Below are 19,902 nucleotides of genomic sequence, written 5' to 3'. Positions count from 1 at the left end.
CCTCCGTGCCTCACTCCGGCCAGGGGCGGAGGTTCCAGCCCGTGATCACCCGGCGCTCGTGTTCGGTGCCCAGTACGCAGAGCGCGGAGGTGTCCAGCCGGTACAGGGCGCCGTCCACCGCGGGCTGCCCCAGCCACCGGGCCGTCAGCACCCGCAGGACATGGCCGTGGGCGATCAGGACCACGTCCGCGTCGTGCTCGTCCAGCGCGGCGGCGGCGCGGGCGAGGACCGTGTCACAGCGCTCGCCGACCTGGGCGAGGGTTTCGCCGGGGTGGGCCCCGTCGCCGGGCGGCACACCGTCGCGCCACAGGTCCCAGCCGGGCCGGGTCCGCCGGATCTCGGCGGTGGTCAGCCCCTCGTACGCCCCGTAGTCCCACTCCATGAGCCCGGACTCCGGCCGTACGCCGGTGCCGGGCGGCAGGACGAGCTCCGCCGTCCGTGCCGCACGCCGCAGGGGGCTGCACAGGGCCCGCGCGATGCGCCACCGGGCGAGGAGGGGGGCCAGGGCGCGGGCCCGCCGCTCGCCCTCCTCGGTGAGGGGCAGGTCCGTGCGACCGGTGTGACGGCCGGTTCTGCTCCATTCGGTCTCGCCGTGCCGGACCAGCAGCAGTTCAGCCACGGACATCGCTCCCCGCGAGGCGGTCGGACGGTCCGCGGCCGGCGGGCTGCCGTGGCTCCGGGCGCCGGGGCGGCTCGGGCACCGGGCGCTCGGCCGGCTCGGCGGTGGTCACGGTGAGCGGTTCACCGTGGTGCTCCAGGCCCAGCGGCTCTCCTTCGAGCAGGGTGTAGCGGGCCGTCGCGTCCCGGATCTCGACGCGGAGTCTGCGGCTCCTGACCAGCACGGTGAAGGCCAGCCGGGTCAGCGGCCGGGGGAGCCGGGGAGCGAAGGCGAGGCAGCCGTGCGTACCGTCCTCGTCCACAGAGGGGCGCATCCCGCCGAAGCCGAGGACGAGCGCGATCCAGGTACCCGCCAGCGAGGCGATGTGCAGGCCGTCGCGGGTGTTGTGCTCGAGGTTCTCCAGATCCATCAGCGCCGCCTCGCCCGTGTAGGCCCACGCCAGCCGCAGGTGTCCGGTCTCGGCGGCCAGGACGGCGTGCCAGCAGGCGGAGAGGGAGGAGTCGTGCACGGTCAGCTGCTCGTAGTAGGTGAAGTCACGGGCCTTCTGCTCGGCGGTGAAGTCGTCGGGGCAGGTCAGCAGGGCGAGGACGAGGTCGGCCTGTTTGACGACCTGCTTGCGGTAGAGGTCGAAGTACGGGAAGTGCAGCAGCAGGGGGTACTGCTCCGGGGCGGTGGCTTCGAAGTCCCAGTGCTGGAGGCTGGTGTAGCCGGCGGACTGCTCGTGCACCCCGAGCGAGTCGTTGTACGGCACGGCGACGCGGGACGCGGCGTCCTGCCAGGCAGCGGCCTCCTCGTGGTCGACCCCCAGGTCCCGCGCCCGGTCGGCGTGGCGCAGGGCCGCGTCTGCCGCGGCCAGGAGGTTCTTGCGGGCCATCAGGTTGGTGTAGAGGTTGTCGCGGGCGATGGCGCTGTACTCGTCCGGCCCCGTGACGCCGTCGATGTGGAAGACGCCCTGGGCGTCCCGGTGGCCGAGGGAGTGCCAGAGCCGGGCGGTGTGCACCAGGAGCTCCAGCCCCGGGCCGCACGCGAACTCCTCGTCGCCGGTGGCGGTCACGTACCGCACCACGGCGTCGGCGATATCGGCGTTGACGTGGAAGGCGGCGGTGCCCGCCGGCCAGTAGGCGGAGCACTCGGCGCCGCTGATGGTGCGCCACGGGAACGCCGCTCCGGCGAGCCCGAGCTGGCCGGCCCGCTCGATCGCCGCGGGCAGCGTGGCGTGGCGCCAGCGCAGGGCCGGGGCGACCGCGTGCGGCGCGGTGTGCGTGAGCACCGGCAGGACGTAGGACTCGGTGTCCCAGAAGGCGTGCCCGTCGTAGCCGGTGCCGGTCAGCCCCTTGGCGGGGATGGCCCGGCCCTCCGCACGGGCCGCGGCCTGCAGCACATGGAAGAGCGCGAAGCGCACGGCCTGCTGGATCTGCGCGTCGCCCTCGACCTCCACATCCGCACCGGACCAGAAGTGGTCCAGGTACGCCCGCTGCTCGGCGAGCAGACCGTCCCAGCCGGTGCTGTGGGCGGCGGCGACCGCGCCGTCGGCCTGGTCGCGCAGGGCGGACCGGGACCGTTCGGCCGACCAGCCGTACGCCACGAACTTCACCAGCCGCAGCCGCCGTCCGGGGGCGAGCGAGGCGGTGACGGTCAGCCGGCTGACGTCGGGTTCGCTCTCGGACGTCCAGGTCGTGCCCTCGGGGCCCTCGACGAGGTGGTCGGCGGAGGTGGCGATCCGCTGGCCGCTGTGGCCGGTACGGTGCACCAGGCGCAGCCGGGTGTCCTGGGCGAAGTGCTCCTCGGAGCGCAGCGGCGCATCGATCACCGCGGCGACCCGCGGGTCCCCCGAGGAGTGCGGCAGCTGTTCGTTGGCGACCAGCTCGGACTGGACGGCGATGGTGGCCGGGCCGTTGAGGGGCTCCACGGCGTACTCGACGGCGGCGACGGCCCGCTGGGTGAAGGAGACCAGCCGCCGCGAGGTGATACGGACCGTGCGGCCGGCCGGGGAGGTCCACTCCGCCGTGCGGAGCAGGACGCCGGTACGCAGGTCCAGCAGCCGTTCGTGTGCGGTCAGTTCGCCGTAGCGCAGGTCGTAGGGGTGGTCGTCGACCAGCAGCCGGATGATCTTCCCGTCGGTCACGTTGATGGCCGTCTGGCCCGACTCGGGGTAGCCGTAGCCGGCCTCGGCGTACGGCAGCGGGTGCGTCTCGTGGACGCCGTTGAGGTACGCGCCCGGCAGCCCGTGCGGCTCGCCCTCGTCGAGGTTGCCGCGCCAGCCGACGTGGCCGTTGGCGAGGGCGAACACGGACTCGCTCTGGGCGAGCACCTCCAGGCTGAGCTCGGTCTCCCGCAGGCACCAGGGCTCGGCCGCGTAGCTGGGGTGGGTGATCACGGGCGCTCCTGGAGCAGTTCGGCGAGGTCGCTCACCACCAGGTCCGCACCGTGCCGCCGCAGCTCATCGGCCTGCCCGGTGCGGTCGACGCCGACGACCAGCCCGAACCGGCCCGCCCGCCCGGCCTCCACCCCGGCCAGCGCGTCCTCGAACACTGCCGCCCCGCCCGGTTCGGCGTCCAGGGCGCGGGCCGCGGCCAGATAGGTGTCCGGGGCGGGCTTGCCGCGCAGCCCCTGCTCCCGCGCGGTGATCCCGTCGACCCGCTCCTCGAAGAGGTCCGCGATGCCGGCGGCGGCCAGCACATCGCGGCAGTTGGCGCTGGACGAGACGACGGCGCACCGCAGGCCGGCCGCCCGGGCGGCCCGTACGAAGGCCACCGAGCCCTCGTACGCCTCCACGCCCCGCTCCTGGATCATGCGCAGCACCAGCTCGTTCTTGCGGGTGCCCAGGCCGTTGACGGTCTCCTGCTCCGGCCCGTCGTCCGGCGTGCCCTCGGGCAGCTCGATACCGCGTGCGGCGAGGAAGGTACGTACTCCGTCGGCGCGGGGGCGGCCGTCCACGTACGCGTCGTAGTCGTCGACGGCGTCGAACGGCACGAAGGCGGTCCCGTCGCGCGCGGCGCGCTCCCGCAGGTAGGCGTCGAACATCGCCTTCCAGGCCGCCGCGTGCACCTTCGCGGTACGGGTGAGGACCCCGTCGAGGTCGAACAGACAGGTGTGGACGCGGGCGGGAAGTCCCAGCATGCTCTCGACGCTAGGCCGTCCGGGCGGATACCGGTCACCCGTGGGCGTCGCGGCTGCGCCGTGCGGGTGAAGCGGCGGTCCGCCCGGCGCAGCCGGGAAGCGGGCGCCGGCCACGGTCACCCCGTCGCGTCCCGGCGTGCCGCCGCCACCAGGTCGCGGGCGGCCTGCGCCACCCGCTCCGGGGTGAACCCGAACTGCTTGAGCAGCTGCTTGAGCGGGGCCGAGGCGCCGTAGGTGTGCATGCCGATGACCGCGCCGCGGTCGCCCACGTACCGCTCCCAGCCGAACGTCGACGCCTGCTCGACGCCCACCCGGGCGGTCACCGACGGCGGCAGCACCTGGTCGCGGTACTCCCGCTCCTGGCGGTCGAACAGCTCCCAGCACGGCATGCTGACCACCCGCGCCCCGATGCCCTCGCCGGCCAGCTCCTCCCGCGCGGACAGTGCCAGGGACACCTCGGACCCGGTGGCGAGCAGGATCACGTCCGGTACGCCGCCGTCGGGTGCGTCGGCCAGCACGTAGGCGCCCCGGGCCACACCGGACGCCGGGGCGAACCGCGAGCGGTCGAGGGTGGGCAGCGCCTGCCGGGACAGGACGAGCGCGGCGGGTTCGTGGTGCAGCCGGGCCACCACCCGCCAGGTCTCCGTCACCTCGTTCGCGTCGGCCGGGCGGAACACCAGCAGCCCCGGCATCGCGCGCAGCCCGGCGAGCTGCTCGACGGGCTGGTGGGTCGGCCCGTCCTCGCCGACGCCGATGGAGTCGTGGGTGAAGATATGGATCGACGGGATCTCCATCAGCGCGGACAGCCGGATGGCCGCCTTGGCGTAGTCGGAGAAGATCAGGAAGCCCGACCAGTAGGGGCGCAGCTTGGTGAGCGCCATGCCGTTGGCCACCGCGGCCGAGGCGTGCTCCCGCACGCCCAGGTGCAGATTGCGGCCGGACGGGGTGGCCGCCTGGAAGTCCCCGGCGTCGTCGAACTCCAGCCGGGTCTTCGTCGACGGCGCCAGGTCCGCCGAACCGCCCACCAGCCACGGCACCCGCCGGGCGAGGGCGTTGAGCACCTGCCCGGAGGACTCCCGGGTGGCCAGCCCCTTCTCGTCGGCGGGGAACTCGGGCAGCTCGGTGTCCCAGCCCTCGGGCAGCTCCCGGCGCTGAATACGCGACAGCTCCTCGGCGAACGCGGGGTAGGCGCGCCGGTAGGACTCGAAGAGCTCCACCCAGCCGTCGCGCAGCTCCCCGCCCCGCGCGCCGATGCCCCGCGCGAAGTGCTCCGGTACCCCCTCGGGCACATGGAAGTTCTCGTCCTCCGGCAGGCCGAGGAAGCGTTTGGCCGCCCGTACGCCCTCGGGCCCGAGCGGCGACCCGTGCGCCTTCGGGGTGTCCTCGACGGGGGAGCCGTAGCCGATGTGGCTGTGCACCACCACCAGCGTGGGGCGCTCGGTCTCCGCCCGGAAGGTGTGGAAGGCGCGCCCGACGGCGTCGAGGTCGTTGGCGTCGGCGACCGTGACCACGTTCCAGCCGTACGCCAGGAAGCGCGCCGCCACGTCCTCGGTGAAGGTGATGTCGGTGTACCCCTCGATGGTGATCCGGTTGGAGTCGTAGATCCAGCACAGGTTGGCCAGTTGCAGGTGCCCGGCCAGCGAGGCGGCCTCCGCCGAGACGCCCTCCATCATGCAGCCGTCCCCGGCGAGCGCGTACACGTCGTAGTCGAAGAGCGTGAAACCGGGCTGGTTGTAGCGCGCGGCCAGCCAGCGCCCCGCGATCGCCATCCCCACGGACGTGGCGACTCCCTGGCCCAGCGGCCCGGTGGTGGTCTCCACACCACTGGTCCAGCGGTACTCCGGGTGCCCGGGACACTTGGAGTCGAGCTGACGGAACGTCTTGAGGTCCTCGAGGGTCACCGCCGGGCGGCCCAGCACCTCGTAGTCCGGATCGACCGCACGCACCCCGGTCAGGTACAGCAGGGACCACAGCAGCGCCGAGGCGTGCCCCTCGGAGAGGACGAACCGGTCCCGGTTCAGCCAGATCGTGTCCTGCGGGTCGAACCGCAGGAACTTCTGCCAGAGCGTGTAGGCGACCGGCGCGATCCCCATCGGGGTGCCCGGATGCCCGGAGTTCGCCTGCTCGACGGCGTCGATGCACAGGCCGCGCAGGGTGTTCACCGCAAGGGTGTCGAGCGAGTCCGGCTCCGTCATTCTCCCAGTACACGGCAGGAGCGGACGGCACGCATCTCCGCCGCGACCAGCCGTGAGACCCGACGGATCGAATGAGTGTTTGGGTGGATGCCGGAGCGGCTTTCAGTAGCCTTCAGCGGACGAAGGCGACCTCCGGGTAATGGCGCGAGGGGCCGTCCAGCAGGTGGCTCTTCCGGTGGCGCAGGTGGTTGTCGAAGAAGGCGGCGACGTAGGTGCGTTGGACCTCGATGGAGCGGTCGGGGTCGATCGGGCCGAGGATCTGCTCCAGCTGCGGCGGGGTCAGCCCGAATGCGCCCGGCGCCTGGCGGAAGTAGACCTGGTTGTCGACGAAGGAGTTGTGTCCGGAGCCGCGGAGCTTCAGGTCGAGCCGCTCTCCGTGCAGGTTCTTCCAGAACCGCGCCCAGCTTCGATCGGTGTCACGGTTGTGATGCTCCGAGCTGAACAGCATGAAGGGGCGGTCGAGCGGTTTGTCGACCGACGAGCCGAAGAGCTGGCCGTCCAGGTTCACGCCGGCGTCGATCCTGGAGTCCGCGTGCATCGCCGCGGCCACCGATCCGCCACCGAGGGAAGCGCCGAACATCCCGATACGGTGCGTGTTCACGGCTTTGGACAGCCCGTGGGGGAGCGGCTTGTGTTCCACGTCCGGGTTGTGGCCCTGGGCGAGCGCGGCCAGCTGGTCGATGACGAAGTGGGTGTCCGCCGCCCGGATGGCGATCGTGCGGGACGATTTCGAACCCGGCGGCATGGTGTTCACCTCATGCCGCCCGTCGGGGAACAGTACGTCGGCGGAGTCGTGGGTGTGGTCGATGGTGACGACCAGGTAGCCGCGGCTGGCCAGGTCCTGGACCAGCGCGGTCGACTGGCCCCGGTTCCCGTGGAGCCCGGGTGAGTACAGCAGCACCGGCAGCTTGCCGGCCTTGCGGTCGACCGGGGCGCCGGTGTGCCCCGCGGTGGTGGGCAGCGTCACACCGCCCGGCAGCACCTGCCGGCTGACCGGGAGGCGGGCGGCGGGGTAGTGGCTGGTGTGCGTGGCCGGGTACCACAGCGAGACCATCAGCTCTCGCTGCTGTCCGGGCACCCACGGATCCATGCGTTTCGGGTCGCGCAGGTGGAGGTCGACGGTTCCGACGCGATGACGTCCGGTCGGGGCAGGAAGGGTCAACTGGCCCGGTATCGGCGCCGGGTCCGGAAATGCCGCATGTGCCGCTGCCGGTGCCACTGCCGGCGCTACTGCCGGTGCCGGGGGTGCCGCGGGCTGCGGGGGTGTCTCCGTGCGCGGGGGCGCCGCCGTGGCCACGGGCGCAGGGGCGGATTTTTCCGCGGCGGTGGCCGGCGCGACCCCGGCGCCCAGGGCGAGAGTCAGCAATCCTGTGGTGCCGGCGACCCGAGTGCGCAAACGGCTCTGTCGCCTTCGTGCGTGTTTCATGGGTAGCCCCCTCCATGGTGATGAACGCCGCGTGACCAGCGACCGGCTGGCGATGATCGTAGAGGAAGTGTGCCATGGGCAAGCCAACCCACCTGATTGCGCGGGGATTTATCCACGGCTGTTGTGTGCCCATAGGGGATATGTGCGGGGATATATGGGGGAGAAATGCCCTGGAAGTGAGGGGCGGACCTCCCCGCCGTTTTTACTGAGCGCTTTTGTTACGCGGCAGTTCGTGAACAGGAAGAGGACGGGAAGGGATAAACGACTTTCGACAAGGGCGAGTTGAGCGCAGTTCCGCATGGGCCGGTATAAAGGGCACGGCACGAACAGGCTTGTGATTATCCTGTGCTCCCCAGTATTGATACTGGTCGAGTTGCCACACGGTTGTCACACGGCCCTCACCCCCCACATGCCGAGAGGACGCTGCCCTGCACGCTGTTGCCCGTGCGCCCCGTCCGCACCGCACCCGACGCCGCGCCGACATGCCTCTCCTCGGAGGCGTCCGCCCACCGATCGCCGCACTGCTCTGCGCCCTGCTGGCAGTTGCCGGGTTCACCGCACTCGGTCTCGGTACCGTTCACGAACGGGATGTCCCCCAGGCCCTGAGCGACGCCGAACGCCGGATCGCCGAAGACGCCGCCGACGCGGTCGGGACCTCCGTCACCGCACGCGCCACGGCGGTGCGCCGCTCCGCGGCATCCGGCACGCCCGCCGGTACCCGCGGTCCGGAGGCCCTCCTGCGGTCCGTCCTGCCGGCCGGGCACACCGTGGGCGGCGGTGTGCTGCTCGACCCGCGCACCGGCAGACCGCTGGCGGCCAGCGGTGAAACGGTGCCGCTGACCGGGGTGGACGTGGCAGCGCTGGTGCGGCCCGGCACCGCGAACATCGCACCCCGGCTGGCCCTTTCGCGCGGCGGCGAACCGCGGCTGCTGCTCTTCGCCCGGGTGGCTGTCCCCGCTCCGGCGGGCAAGCGGGACGAGAACCACGATCAGGCGGGTGACCTGCTACGGGATCAGGGCACCGGCGAACGCGAACTCCTGCTCGTCGTCTCGGAGAAGGCCGCTGCTCCAGCGGTGTACGGGGCCGGGCGCACCGGTCAACTGGTGGACCGGGACGGCAAGGTGCTTGCCGCCGCAACCGCCACCGGGGCGGCCCAGGCGCCGCCCCGTCATGGCCGCGTCGCCCTGCCGGTCGATGCCGCGCAGGCCGCCAATGCCGCGCATGCCACGGACGCCGGTCTCCGCGACGGCGGCCTCTCGGGCAGCGTGGTCGGTGACGGGCACGGCGGGCTGCGCAGCATCACGGGGTGGGCATCGGTTGCCGGGGCGGACGGCAAGGACGACGACACCTCCGGCCTCGGGCTGACCGTCCTCACGGTGCGGGAGGTGCCTCCGGCGAAGAAGGGAGCCGACCATACGTGGTTCGCGCTCGTGGCCGCGGGGGCGTTGGTGCTGATCGCCGTGCTGGTCACCCTGGTGCTGTGGAGCTGTATGCAGCGTCCGCTGCTGCGGCTGCACCTGTCCGCTGCCAGGCTGGCCAGGGGAGCCGGCGAAGGCCCCCTGGGCCAGGAGGCGTTGGTGCGCCCGGTGCCCGCCGCTGCGTTCGGCGAGCCAGGCAGGGCCGGCCGGGCGCTGGAGTCGGTACGCCGCCAACTGCTCGGCGAGACCGGGCCGGAGCCCGCACGGCCGGTGCGCCGCCGCCCGGGTGCCCGCGCTCTGGTCCTCGTCTGCGCACTCGTGATCGCCGCTTGGGGGCTTCCGCTGCTGTTCCTGCTCAACCGCGTACCGGCGGCCGAGGCCGTACCGGCGGCCGCCGTCGCCGACCAGCAGGCGCGCACCGAGGCCGCCGCTGACCGGGTGCGGCGGTCCCTCGGCCGGAGCTGCACCGACCTCGCGTCCGTGGCGTCGGCCCTCGCCGGTACGCCACGCGAGCGGGCTGCGGAGGTGCTGCGGCGCGAACAGGCCGACCACCCCACGTTCCGGTCGCTGTACGTGCTGGACCGCGCCGGAGCCGTCGTGCTGCGGGTGGGCAAGCAGCCCTTGCGCACGCTCGCCCCTGTGCCGACCGGCGGCGGAATCGCCCAGGTCAACACGTCGGGCACGATCCCCGCGATCGCCGCTTATGCCCGGATTCCGGCGGCCGGGGAGGCAGGGCGGGCGGGCAAGGCCGGAAAGGCAGGGAAGGCCAAGGACGTCAAGGGTGCGGAGGGGGGCGGCGATCCGGCCGTGGTCGTCGCCGAGATCGGTGTGAACGCGTTGAACTCCCAGGTTGCGCGAGAGGGGCTCGGCAGTGTGTGGCTGACCGATGAGCGCCACCGGGTGCTCGCGGCCAGCGTCGGCTTTCAGGCCTTCCAGGCCCTTCCCCACCGGAGTCTCACCCGTCTGGCGGCCCGGACCGAGGCGGCACCCGGCGGCGGGGGCGGCCCGGCATCGGCCGTACTGCATGCGGGGACGGCCCCGGGCGAGGCCCCGTCCGTCGCGGCCGCGGTGCCACTGGCGCAGCGGGGGCCGGCCGCCGGACTCGGCTGGCGGGTGGTCTCCGCCGAGCCTGCCGCGGCCCTCAGACTGGCGGTCTATCAGGCGCAGTCGCGCACCATGCTGGCCGGTCTGCTCGCCCTGTCCACCGGCATTGCCTGCCTGGCCTGGCTGCACATCGTGGTGGTCAGGCCGCTGCGGGCGGTCACCGAATGCGCGGAGCGGCTGGCCGCCGGTGACCGTCGCACGGTGCTGTACCCGGTCCACCACGATGAGTGCGGCTCGGTCACCCGCAGCCTGGAACTGCTCCGGCAGGCGCTGGTGGAGCGGGACCGCGGCGGCGGGAGAGCCGACGCGGCCGCTGCGCCCGCCCCTGCTTCTACCGCTGCCCCTGCCTCTGCCCCTGCCCCTGTCCCTGTCCCCTCGTTCCGGAGCGGCGGCCCGCCGCAGCAGTGAAGGACAACTGACGTGCTTTTCCTCTACGTTGTGCTGCTGTTGAGCTGCGCCGCGCTGGTGGTCGCCGGCGTGCTGGAGCAGCGGCGCCACTACGCCGCGCTGGCGCAGATCCCCACCCGGGTGCTGGTGAACGGCATTCGCGGCAAGAGCTCGATCACGCGGCTGTGCGCGGGGGCGCTGCGCGGCGGCGGCCTGGTCACCGTCGCCAAGACCACCGGCACCGCCGCCCGGTTCATCCACCCGGATGCCACCGAGGAGCCGGTGTACCGGAAGCTGGGCATCGCCAATGTCGTCGAGCAGATCGGTATCGTCCGCCGCGCGGCCGCCTACCGGCCGGACGCGCTGGTGATCGAGTGCATGGCGGTGATGCCCGCACTCCAGGAGATCAACCAGGAGAAGCTGATCCGCTCCACCATCGGCGTGCTGTGCAACGTACGCGAGGACCATCTCGCCGAGATGGGGCCGACCCTGGACGATGTGGCCCGCTCGCTGTCCCGGTCGATGCCGGTCGGCGGGGTCTGTGTCACCGCCGAGCGGGAGCGGCTGCACCTCCTCAAGGAGGAGGCGGCCAAACGGAGGTGCCGCCTGATCGTGGTGGATCCGGAGTCGGTCACGGACGAGGAGCTGCGCGGGTTCAGCTGGTTCACCTTCAAGGAGAACGTCGCCATCGCCCTGGCGGTGGCCGGACTGCTCGGTGTGGACCGGGCCACCGCACTGCGCGGGATGTGGGACGCGCCGCCGGACCCGGGCGTGCTCTCCGTCGAGCGCTACCGCACCCCCGACGGCAAACGGCTGCGCTTCGCCAACGTCTTCGCCGCCAACGACCCCGAGTCGACGCTGATGAACGTCCGTCAGCTGGAGGAGCTCGGGGCGATCCGCCGCCCGCTGAACGTGGTCATCAACTGCCGCCCGGACCGCGTCGAACGCAATGGTCAGATGGGAGCGATCGTCCCCGATCTGGCTCCGCAGCGGGTCTTCCTCATCGGGCACCCGACCAGGAGCGCCCACGACGGCATCCCCTCGGAGTGGGCATCGGGCCGGGTGGTGGACCTGGGCGGCGACCGGCGCGACGGGCAGGAGCTGACCCGCGCCATTCTCGCCGAACTGGGCCCGGACTCCTCGCTGGTGGCCGTCGGCAATATCCACGGCCAGGGTGAGCTGTTCCTGGAGCACCTCGGCAAGCTGCCCTCCGACGACGGCGACGAGCCGGTTGCAGTCGCGCACCCGCCCGAACCGGAGCCGTACAGCTGGGTGGGGCCGCTGAACGGCCGCAGGCGCCGCCCGCACCTGTCGAGCCCGAGCCCGAGTCCGAATCCGGCTCCGAGTCTGAGCTCCGCCGCCCCTGCCGACGCCCCGTACCCGCCGACAAGGAACCCACTGTGATCCCCGTCAACGTCACTCCGCAGACCATCGCGCTGGGGATAGCCCTCGGACTGGTCTTCTCGCTGGTCTGCTACCTGACCACCAATCTCTCTCCCGGCGGCATGATCACCCCCGGCTGGCTGGCGCTGACCCTCGTCACCGATGTGGTCCGGGCCGCGATGGTCATCGGCATCACGGCGCTCACCTTCGTCGCGACCAAGGTCCTTCAGCGCCATGTGATCCTCTACGGGAAGCGGCTGTTCGCCGCCGTGGTGCTGTCCGCGGTGCTGCTCCAGACCACGGTGCTGCTCGCCCTCCAGCACGAGTTCCCGCTCCTCTACACCGCCCAGACCCTGGGCTTCATCGTGCCCGGCCTCATCGCCTACCAGTTGGTCCGCCAACCGCTGGCCGCCACCGTGATCTCCACCACGGCAGTGACCCTCGGCACGTACGTCGTGCTCGTCGCCGGACTGCTGCTGGGGGCTCTGCCCATCGGCTGATCCCGCCGCGCCCGTGCCGCCCCGCCCTTCACCCCACCCAGCCCAACTCACCCCAGCCCGACGTCCCCTGAGAGGCCCCCGCCCATGGCCACGACCGCCCTCGCCCGGGACCCCGCCCACCGCCGCCGACGTCCCGTCAAACTCTCCCAACAGAGCATGGACCGCCGGGAGTTGTCCGCCCTCCTGGTGATCCTGGCTACTGCCGTGGTGCTCTACGCCTGGGGCATCGACCGTGCCGGGGTGCACCCGTACTACAGCGCGGCCGCGCGGTCGATGGCGGCGGACTGGCACGCCTTCGTCTTCGGCGGGCTCGACCCGAGCGGCTCGGTCACCGTGGACAAGATCCCTGGTGCCCTGTGGCCGCAGGCCCTCTCCCTCAAGCTCTTCGGACCGTACAACTGGGCCGCGGTGCTGCCCCAGGTACTGGAGGGCGTACTGGCGGTCTGGGCGCTGCACCGTATCGTCCGTGCCTGGGCCGGTCCATGGGCAGGACTGCTCGCCGCGCTGGTCCTCACGTTCACCCCGGTCACCGTCGCGCTCGACCGGCACACCATCCCCGACACCCTGCTCGTCCTGCTGCTCGTCCTCGCGGCGGGAGCGCTCCAGAAGGCCGTCACCACCGGGCGACTGCTGCCGCTGCTCCTCTGCGGGATGTGGGTGGGGCTGGCCTTCCAGGCCAAGATGCTCCAGGCGTGGCTCGTCCTGCCGGTCTTCGCGGCGGTGTACCAGATGGCGGCGCCCGGCTCCCGGTGGCAGCGGGCCCGGCGGTTGCTGCTCGCCGGGGTCGCCGCCGTCGCCGTCTCCTGCTCCTGGCTGCTGCTGGTATGGGCCACCCCCGCCGCGAACCGCCCCTACATCGACGCGACCACCAACAACAACCCGTTCACCCTGGTCTTCGGCTACAACGGACTGAGCCGCTTCGGCCACGACCCGAACGCGCTGGGCGCCGTCGCCGGCACCGCCGCCAGCCGCACCACCGACAACACCGGCTGGACCATGCTGGTCAACCAGGACGTGGGCCCGCAGATCGCCTGGCTCCTGCCGCTCGCCGTGCTGGCTCTGGCGCTGGGCGTGTGGTGGCGCGCCGGACAGCCGCGCACCGACGGGCCGCGGACGGGGTTCCTGCTCTGGGGCGGCTGGCTGGCGGTGCACGTCGTGGTCTTCAGCAACTCCAACGGCAACCACGGCTACTACACCACCGTCCTGGCCCCGGCCCTCGCCGCGCTGACCGGCGGCGGCGTCGCCCTCCTGTGGGCCGAGTACCGCGCCGGTGCCCGGCGACGAGCCGCGCTGCCCCTCGCCCTCGGCCTCACATCGCTGTGGGCGGTGGCCCTGCACCTCCCGCACCGCGCTTTCGTGCCCTGGCTGCTGCCGGTGGTGCTGATGCTCGGTCTGTGCGGGACGGTCGGCCTGTGCGCCCGCGGGCCACGTGCCACGCGGCGGGCGGTGCACGGCGCCCTGGCCGCCTCCCTGGCGTCCGTCCTGCTCGCCCCGGCGGTCTGGGCGGTCTCCTGCCTGGACCCGCGGTACGCCGGCTCGTCGATGTCGCCGCTGGCCGGACCGGTCGGACCCGACTACCGCGGCAGGCACCACCATCGGGTCACGTTCCCGTGCTACCCCTTGAGCAGTCCGTCCGTGCGGGACGCCGCTCTGCTGAACTACCTTTCCGCACACCGTTCCGGGGAGACGTACCTGCTCGCCACCCAGGCCGCCTACGGCGCCGAGCCGCTGCTGCGCGCCACCTCTCAGCCCATACTGGTCATGGGCGGCTTCACCGGCCTGACGCCCTATCCGACCGCACCACAGCTCAGCGACCTGGTCGCCACCCACCGGCTGCGGTACGCCCTGCTCACCTCACGCCGCCCGCCCACACCGGCATCGGCCTGGGTGAAGCGAAACTGCGCTCCCGTCCCCCCGAGAGCCTATGGCCGGATCTCGAACGGAAGCTTCACCCTCCACGACTGCGCCCGGCGAGGCGACTGACCGTCCGACCACGGCCGTTGGACAGCCGGGGCCTCAGGCGGTGGACCTGTCGCGGGGGCTGGGCTTGGCGCGTACGTGCATGCGCTCGCCCTGGCGGCCGAAGAGGCTGAGGATCTCCACGGGGCCGTCGCCGGTGCTGCCGAACCAGTGCGGCAGACGGGTGTCGAACTCCGCGACCTCGCCCGGGCCCAGGACCAGGTCGTGGTCGGCCAGGACCAGGCGCAGGCGTCCGGCCAGGACGTAGAGCCACTCGTAGCCCTCGTGGGTGCAGGGTTCGGGTGTGCGGCGCGTCGCCGGGATGACCGTCTTGTACGGCTGCAGCGGGCCCGGGTGCTGGGTCAGTGCGAGGACGGTGTTGCCGTTCACCTTCTTCGGAGTGAGACGGATCCGGGGATCGCCGACTTCGGGGGCGCCGACCAGTTCGTCCAGGGGGACCTGGTGGGCCTGGGCGATGGGGAGCAGGAGTTCCAGGCTGGGGCGGCGCTGGCCGGACTCCAGGCGGGAAAGGGTGCTCTTGGAGATGCCGGTGGCCTCGGACAGCGCCGACAGCGTCACGCCGCGCTCGGTGCGCAGCCGCTTGAGGCGGGGGCCGACGTCGGCGAGGGCCTGGGCGATGGCGGGGGAGTGCTCCATCCCCCCATTCCATCGCGCCCGTCCCTGGAACGGCAACACGGTTTGTCGCGCGGGCTCGGTTGGCCGCCCGCGGGCGGGCGTGATCGCGGGGGAGGTGATCGCGCGCGGCGCCGGGTTCAGCGGGTCAGGGAGCAGTCCCCGCACGGGGAGCCCACGGGGGTGCGGTAGAACAGGCAGCAGCTGCGGCGACGGAACGTCAGATCGGGACCGGTGAGGTGGCCGGTGCCGGCCAGCCGGCCGGTGGCGAGCAGGGTGGTGGTGAGCTCGGTGAGCGGGCCGCGCAGATCCGGGCGGGCGGTCAGCAGCGCCCGGGCCGCCTCCACGAGCGCGGACGCGGCGTTTCCGTCCAGGAGGCGGGGAGCCACCTTGACCCGCAGCCCCGCGGCCAGCGCCGCCAGGTGCCGGGGCACCACCTGCTCGTACAGCACCTCGGCGAGGCGCGGGGTCCGGTCGGCGTACCAGCCGGCGGGAACGGGCAGCCGCAGCGCGGGGCCGTCGTCCGCCCGGTGCAGTACGGACAGGTCGGGTACGACACCGTGGATGAGCGTGCAGGCCAGCAGCGGGGACCACAGCCGTGCGGCGTGCCCGAGCTGGGCGATGGAGGCGCCGATGCGCAGTTCGCGGGTGCGGTACCGCTCGGTGATGGCCTCGACCCGGTCGGTGAAGCCGAGAGCGTAGGCGTCGTCGACCGGGTGCCAGCCCGCCTCCGGTCCGCCCGGGGGCAGGGTGAAGAACCCGCCGAGAGCCGCCACGTCCGCGAGGGCCGCCGTGACGGCCTCGGCGGGTGCGTCAGGCGCCGTGGGCATGGCGTACTCCCTCTCTCTGCACAATGGGGGTCCGTCCGGGACCCGTCCGGGATCCGGCCGGAGGGTGGTGGCGGCGGGGCTGCACCGCCGTGGGCCAGCAGACAGCATCCCAGACGCTCCGCCGCTCCGCGCAGGGCACCACCCGCCCTCTCCCCCCTTCCCCGGCGAAACGTACTATCGCCTGGTCATCACCGCGACGGGAGACAGGAAGCCGGTGCGAATCCGGCACGGTCCCGCCACTGTGACCGGGGAGTACGACCCTTCGGCAGGCCACTGCGCGCGGCGCGGGAAGGCGAGGAGGGACGTCGGTCCGGGAGTCAGAACACTGGCCTGTCGCGGGCCCGTTCCGAGGAGCGCGGACTCCCCAGGAGGCTTTACGTGTACGACGGCACGCCCCGTCCCCTTTTCTCTCCCCCTTCTTTCCCCTCCGCTCCGCGTCGGCGCTCCGGGCGGACCGCGGCGCCGGCCCGGCGGACCGCGGCGCCGGCCCGGCGGACCGCGGCGCCGGCCCGGCGGGCCGCGGCCCTGGCCGTCGTCCTGTCGGCGACGCTGCTGGCCGGCTGCGGCACGACGAAGGGCGACGCCGGCGACGCCAAGCCCGCGGCCTCTTCGGCGAAGGGCTTTCCGGTCACGGTCGACAACTGCGGTACGCGCACGACGTACCGCAAACCCCCGGCACGGGTGGTCACCATCCACCAGCACCCCGCCGAGCTGCTGCTGGCCCTCGGGCTCAAGGACCGGATGGTGGGCACCGCCTACCCCGACTCGGGCGTTCTGCCCGAACTCAAGAAGGACTTCGAGGCCGTACCGGAGCTCGCGAAGAAGGAACCGTCCTTCGAGACGGTTCTGAACGCCGAGCCGGACTTCGTCTACGGGGGCTACGGCAGCGCGTTCGCCGAGAAGGCGGGGCGTTCCCGCAAGGCGTTCGCCGACGCGGGCATCGACACCTACCTCAACCGCGAGTACTGCGGGAAGAAGAAGCAGGTGTCCGTGGCGGACAACTACGACGAGATCCGGACCATCGGCGCGATCTTCGGTGTGCCGGAGCGGGCCGGGAAGCTGGTCGGCGACCTCCGGGCGCGGGTCGGCCGGACCACCGAGGCGGTCAAGGGCGCACCCGCCGTGCCGGTGTTCGTGTACGACAGCGGTGACAAGGCGGCGTTCACCGCGGGCGGCAAGGGCCTCGGCTCGGAGATCATCCGGCTGGCCGGCGGGCGGAACGTGTTCGCGGACCTCGACGGCGTCTTCGGTGACGTGTCGTGGGAGCAGGTGGTCGCCCGTAAGCCGGAGGTGATCGCGATCTACGATTACGGCGGAGCCGGAAACGTCGAGCGGAAGAAGGAGTTCCTGCTCTCGCAGCCCGCCCTCGCCGACGTCCCCGCGGTGAAGAACAAGCGGTTCGTCGTGGTGCCGCTGACCGACACCGTGGTCGGCATCCGCCCGCCGTACGCGGTGGAGAAGCTGGCCAGGGAGCTGCACCCGGAGCGCTTCCGGTGACGGCAGCCGCCGAGAAGGCAGCTTCCGCCACTGCCGTCGTCCCGGGCACCCGCCGCGCGGACCGGCCACGCCGGTGGTCCTTCCTCGCCGCCCTCGCCCTCCTCGGTGTCCTGCTGCTGGTGTCCGTCACGGCGGGTCTGGCGATCGGCTCGGTGCATGTGCCGCCCGGCGAGGTGTGCGACATCGTGACGCATGCGCTGGGCGCCGACTGGCCGGAGCCGGTCTGGTCCCGGGCGCGCGAGACGATCGTGCTGGACGTACGGGCCCCGCGCGTGCTGCTGGGGGCGGTGACGGGGGCGGGGCTCGCGGTGGTGGGCACGGCGATGCAGGCGCTGGTGCGCAACCCGCTCGCGGAGCCGTACCTCCTCGGCGTCTCGTCGGGCGCGTCCCTGGGCGCCGTCGTGGTGATCGTCTTCGGCGTGAGCCTGTTCGGTCCGGTGTCGCTGTCGGCCGCCGCGTTCGCCGGCGCTCTGGTGACACTGCTGCTCGTGTACGCCACGGCCCGCGCGGGCGGGCGCATCACCTCCGTGCGGCTGGTGCTGTCGGGGGTGGCGGTCGCGGCCGTCCTCACCGCGGTGATGAACCTGCTGCTCTTGACCTCCGGCCGGGGCAACGAGGCGCAAGAGGTCCTGGCCTGGACACTCGGCGGTCTCGGCGGTGTGCAGTGGGGCACGCTGTGGCTGCCGGCCACGGCCCTGCTCCTCGGAATCGTCGTCCTGCTGGTCCAGGCCAGGTCGCTGAACCTGCTGCTCACGGGCGAGGAGGCGGCCACGACGATGGGGCTGGACGTGGCCCGGTTCCGGGCCCGGATGTTCGTCCTGCTCTCCCTCGTCACCGGGGTTCTGGTGGCGGCATCGGGGCCGATCGGCTTCGTCGGCCTGATGCTGCCGCACGTCGTGCGCCTGTTCGTGGGCGGCGACCACCGCCGGGTGCTGCCCACGGCCGCGCTGGCCGGAGCGGTCTTCCTGATCTGGGCCGACATCGCGGCGCGCACCGTCGCCGCCCCCATGGAGATCCCGGTCGGCGTGCTGACGGCCCTGTGCGGCGGGCCGTTCTTCCTGTGGCTGATGCGCCGGGACACCCGGCGGAACACCGACCGAGGAGTGGCATGACCGCGAACCCGACCGCCACCGAACTCGCCGTGGAGAGCGTCACGCTCACCGCCGGCGCCCGCCACCTGGTGCGCGAGGTCTCGCTGACCGCCCGGCCCGGCGAGGTGGTCGGTCTGGTCGGCCCCAACGGCAGCGGCAAGTCCAGCCTCCTGCGCGCCGTCTACCGCGTGTTGCGCCCCGATGCCGGGTGCGTACGCGTGGACGGCGCCGATGCCTGGTCCCTGCCGGTGCGGCGGCTGGCCCGCACCCTGGCCGCTGTCGTGCAGGACCCGGGCGCGGACCTCGACCTGACCGTGCGGCAGGTCGTCGCTCTGGGCCGTAGCCCGCACAAGCGCCTGCTCGACGGGGACACCACCGAGGACGCCCGGCTCGTCGAGTCGGCACTGGAGTCGGTGGACGCGGCCGGCCTGGCGGACCGGCCCTTCGACCGGCTCTCCGGGGGCGAGCGCCAGCGCGTGCTCATCGCCCGCGCCCTGGCCCAGCAGCCCTCGTTGCTGGTCCTCGACGAACCGACCAACCATCTGGACATCCGGCACCGGTTGGCGGTGCTCGGCATCCTGCGGCGGCTGCCGGCCACGGTCCTGGTGGCGCTGCACGACCTGAACCTCGCCGCGTACTACTGCGACCGCCTCTATGTCCTGAACGACGGCGAGGTGACCGCGTCGGGCACCCCGGCCGCGGTGCTCACCCCGGACCTGCTGGCCGAGGTGTACGGCGTGGCGGCCGAGGTAGCGGTCCACCCGCGCACCGGCGCACCCCAGGTGACCTTCCTCCCGGGGGAACCGGCCCCGGCTACGAGGCCGGTCGACGGCCGTCGGCCTCGTACCAGATGACTCCGTCGCCGGCGTCGTCGCCGATGGTCTGCGCCATGACATTGCCCTCCTGCCAGTACTTGGGATGCTGTTTCAGGAAGCCGGGAACGGACTGGAGCGAGGTGGCGTCGCACGCCAGGTCCGTGCGGATGCAGTACCGCTGGACGGGGACGCCGTCGAACGTCGCCGGGCCGGCGCCCGTCGACGTGAATCCCAGGGCGCTCCAGCCCTTCGGTACCCGGGCCCAGATGCCGGTGCCGGGCTGCATGGGGTCGGCGTACAGCTTGCCGTTCACCTGCGAACGGGGTATGTCCGTGCCGCCGTCGGCGATCGTCCGGAGCACCTGGTCGGCCACCTGCGCGCCTTGGGAGTAGCCGACGATCGTGAACCGGGCGCCGGGATCGCGGCGGTAGGTCTCCTCGGCGGTGGCCAGCAGCTTGCGGTACCCCTCGCGCACGCTGGCGTCGTAGCTCGGCGCGGTGGGGTCCGGGGCGTTGTGTCCGTTGAGCCAGGGGCCGGCGCTCGCCGGGTAGCAGACCGGGACCGGGATGCCGCCGTTGAGGTGTTTGTTGGCTATCGCGTAGGTGGAGGTGCAGGCGGGCGCGGGCGCCGCCGAGCCCGTGCCGCCGACCTCCAGGTAGTAGTGGTGCACCGGTTCGGCTTGGGCAGCGGTGGGCGCGACGGCGGAGCCGGCCACCATGGCTGCCGTCGCACCGGCAGCACCGATCGCCCTCTTCCATGTGCGGGCCAGGGTCATCGCTCGGTTTCTCCTCGACGAGTTGAGGTGGTGCACAGGTGAAGTGGTGGTGCACCACTGCTGTTGTCGGCTGTGACCTTAGGAAAGGCCATTGGAATTATGGTGAATTGACGATGAGTGCGCTGGTGGCGCCCGCTTCGAATGCGTAAC

General features: G+C 72.6%; 15 protein-coding genes and 1 riboswitch. Of the genes, 7 read left to right on the top strand and 8 right to left on the bottom strand.

Going from position 1 to position 19,902, the window contains the following annotated elements; genetic code table 11:
- Positions 1–10: 10 nt before the first annotated feature.
- From AZE13_RS05235 to AZE13_RS05215, 5 genes are all read right to left on the bottom strand, one after another.
- A complete protein-coding gene (locus AZE13_RS05235) occupies positions 11–619 on the bottom strand; it encodes a histidine phosphatase family protein (protein WP_066928457.1) in 609 nt (202 codons plus the stop codon).
- Positions 612–2,996 (bottom strand): glycoside hydrolase family 65 protein, encoded by a 2,385-nt coding sequence (locus AZE13_RS05230; protein WP_066927459.1) that lies wholly within the window; start codon positions 2,994–2,996, stop codon positions 612–614. Before AZE13_RS05230 ends, AZE13_RS05235 begins: the two co-directional genes overlap by 8 nt.
- Entirely contained in the window at positions 2,993–3,739 is a 747-nt protein-coding gene (locus AZE13_RS05225; RefSeq protein ID WP_066927457.1) for an HAD family hydrolase, read from the bottom strand. The genes AZE13_RS05230 and AZE13_RS05225 overlap by 4 nt, the downstream gene beginning before the upstream one ends.
- Positions 3,740–3,855: 116 nt before the next feature.
- A complete protein-coding gene (gene tkt / locus AZE13_RS05220; protein ID WP_066927455.1) occupies positions 3,856–5,934 on the bottom strand; it encodes a transketolase in 2,079 nt (692 codons plus the stop codon).
- A gap of 112 nt (positions 5,935–6,046) precedes the next feature.
- Positions 6,047–7,360 (bottom strand): alpha/beta hydrolase family protein, encoded by a 1,314-nt coding sequence (locus AZE13_RS05215; protein ID WP_079123715.1) that lies wholly within the window; start codon positions 7,358–7,360, stop codon positions 6,047–6,049.
- Positions 7,361–7,842: 482 nt separating this feature from the next.
- On the opposite strand from AZE13_RS05215, the gene AZE13_RS05210 reads away from it, so the two are divergent.
- The 4 genes from AZE13_RS05210 to AZE13_RS05195 all read left to right on the top strand — a co-directional run bounded on the left by AZE13_RS05210 (position 7,843) and on the right by AZE13_RS05195 (position 14,135).
- A complete protein-coding gene (locus AZE13_RS05210; protein ID WP_107288254.1) occupies positions 7,843–10,290 on the top strand; it encodes a HAMP domain-containing protein in 2,448 nt (815 codons plus the stop codon).
- Positions 10,291–10,302: 12 nt separating this feature from the next.
- On the top strand, positions 10,303–11,673 hold the full coding sequence (gene pgsB, locus AZE13_RS05205) for a poly-gamma-glutamate synthase PgsB (RefSeq protein WP_066927451.1): 1,371 nt from the start codon (positions 10,303–10,305) through the stop codon (positions 11,671–11,673).
- Positions 11,670–12,152, top strand: a complete 483-nt coding sequence (locus tag AZE13_RS05200; RefSeq protein ID WP_066927449.1) for a poly-gamma-glutamate biosynthesis protein PgsC/CapC — start codon at positions 11,670–11,672, stop codon at positions 12,150–12,152. Before pgsB ends, AZE13_RS05200 begins: the two co-directional genes overlap by 4 nt.
- Before the next feature lie 84 nt (positions 12,153–12,236).
- Positions 12,237–14,135: an ArnT family glycosyltransferase gene (locus AZE13_RS05195; protein WP_066927447.1), complete on the top strand. Its 1,899-nt coding sequence runs from the start codon at positions 12,237–12,239 to the stop codon at positions 14,133–14,135.
- A 33-nt stretch (positions 14,136–14,168) separates the two neighbouring features.
- On the opposite strand, the gene AZE13_RS05190 is transcribed toward AZE13_RS05195, so the two are convergent.
- A complete protein-coding gene (locus tag AZE13_RS05190) occupies positions 14,169–14,768 on the bottom strand; it encodes a helix-turn-helix domain-containing protein (protein WP_066927445.1) in 600 nt (199 codons plus the stop codon).
- Positions 14,769–14,884: 116 nt separating this feature from the next.
- Positions 14,885–15,574, bottom strand: a complete 690-nt coding sequence (locus tag AZE13_RS05185) for a (2Fe-2S)-binding protein (protein ID WP_066927444.1) — start codon at positions 15,572–15,574, stop codon at positions 14,885–14,887.
- Positions 15,575–15,739: 165 nt separating this feature from the next.
- Positions 15,740–15,923, top strand: a riboswitch (cobalamin riboswitch).
- A 29-nt stretch (positions 15,924–15,952) separates the two neighbouring features.
- Here AZE13_RS05185 and AZE13_RS05180 point away from each other — a divergent pair.
- The 3 genes from AZE13_RS05180 to AZE13_RS05170 are packed head-to-tail and all read left to right on the top strand — an operon-like array spanning position 15,953 to position 19,016.
- Positions 15,953–17,071: an ABC transporter substrate-binding protein gene (locus tag AZE13_RS05180; protein ID WP_066927442.1), complete on the top strand. Its 1,119-nt coding sequence runs from the start codon at positions 15,953–15,955 to the stop codon at positions 17,069–17,071.
- Positions 17,068–18,183, top strand: a complete 1,116-nt coding sequence (locus tag AZE13_RS05175) for a FecCD family ABC transporter permease (protein ID WP_066927440.1) — start codon at positions 17,068–17,070, stop codon at positions 18,181–18,183. The genes AZE13_RS05180 and AZE13_RS05175 overlap by 4 nt, the downstream gene beginning before the upstream one ends.
- A complete protein-coding gene (locus tag AZE13_RS05170) occupies positions 18,180–19,016 on the top strand; it encodes an ABC transporter ATP-binding protein (RefSeq protein WP_066927438.1) in 837 nt (278 codons plus the stop codon). The genes AZE13_RS05175 and AZE13_RS05170 overlap by 4 nt, the downstream gene beginning before the upstream one ends.
- Here the strand turns inward: AZE13_RS05170 and AZE13_RS05165 are convergent.
- Complete coding sequence (locus tag AZE13_RS05165) at positions 18,976–19,752, bottom strand: PE-PPE domain-containing protein (RefSeq protein WP_066927436.1); 777 nt, start codon at positions 19,750–19,752, stop codon at positions 18,976–18,978. The genes AZE13_RS05170 and AZE13_RS05165 overlap by 41 nt on opposite strands.
- Positions 19,753–19,902 lie beyond the last annotated feature (150 nt).

Source organism: Streptomyces sp. NBRC 110611 (assembly GCF_001590865.1).
Taxonomy (GTDB): Bacteria; Actinomycetota; Actinomycetes; order Streptomycetales; family Streptomycetaceae; genus Streptomyces.
Note: the sequence above shows the minus strand (reverse complement) of the source record. Positions and strands in the feature narration are given on the sequence as shown.

Excerpts from the sequence above, each read along its gene's own strand:
- AZE13_RS05225 (WP_066927457.1), bottom strand. The coding sequence starts at position 3,739 with ATGCTGGGACTTCCCGCCCGCGTCCACACCTGTCTGTTCGACCTCGAC.
- tkt (WP_066927455.1), bottom strand. The coding sequence starts at position 5,934 with ATGACGGAGCCGGACTCGCTCGACACCCTTGCGGTGAACACCCTGCGC.
- AZE13_RS05215 (WP_079123715.1), bottom strand. The coding sequence starts at position 7,360 with ATGAAACACGCACGAAGGCGACAGAGCCGTTTGCGCACTCGGGTCGCC.
- AZE13_RS05210 (WP_107288254.1), top strand. The coding sequence starts at position 7,843 with ATGCCTCTCCTCGGAGGCGTCCGCCCACCGATCGCCGCACTGCTCTGC.
- AZE13_RS05195 (WP_066927447.1), top strand. The coding sequence starts at position 12,237 with ATGGCCACGACCGCCCTCGCCCGGGACCCCGCCCACCGCCGCCGACGT.
- AZE13_RS05190 (WP_066927445.1), bottom strand. The coding sequence starts at position 14,768 with ATGGAGCACTCCCCCGCCATCGCCCAGGCCCTCGCCGACGTCGGCCCC.
- AZE13_RS05185 (WP_066927444.1), bottom strand. The coding sequence starts at position 15,574 with ATGCCCACGGCGCCTGACGCACCCGCCGAGGCCGTCACGGCGGCCCTC.
- AZE13_RS05170 (WP_066927438.1), top strand. The coding sequence starts at position 18,180 with ATGACCGCGAACCCGACCGCCACCGAACTCGCCGTGGAGAGCGTCACG.
- AZE13_RS05165 (WP_066927436.1), bottom strand. The coding sequence starts at position 19,752 with ATGACCCTGGCCCGCACATGGAAGAGGGCGATCGGTGCTGCCGGTGCG.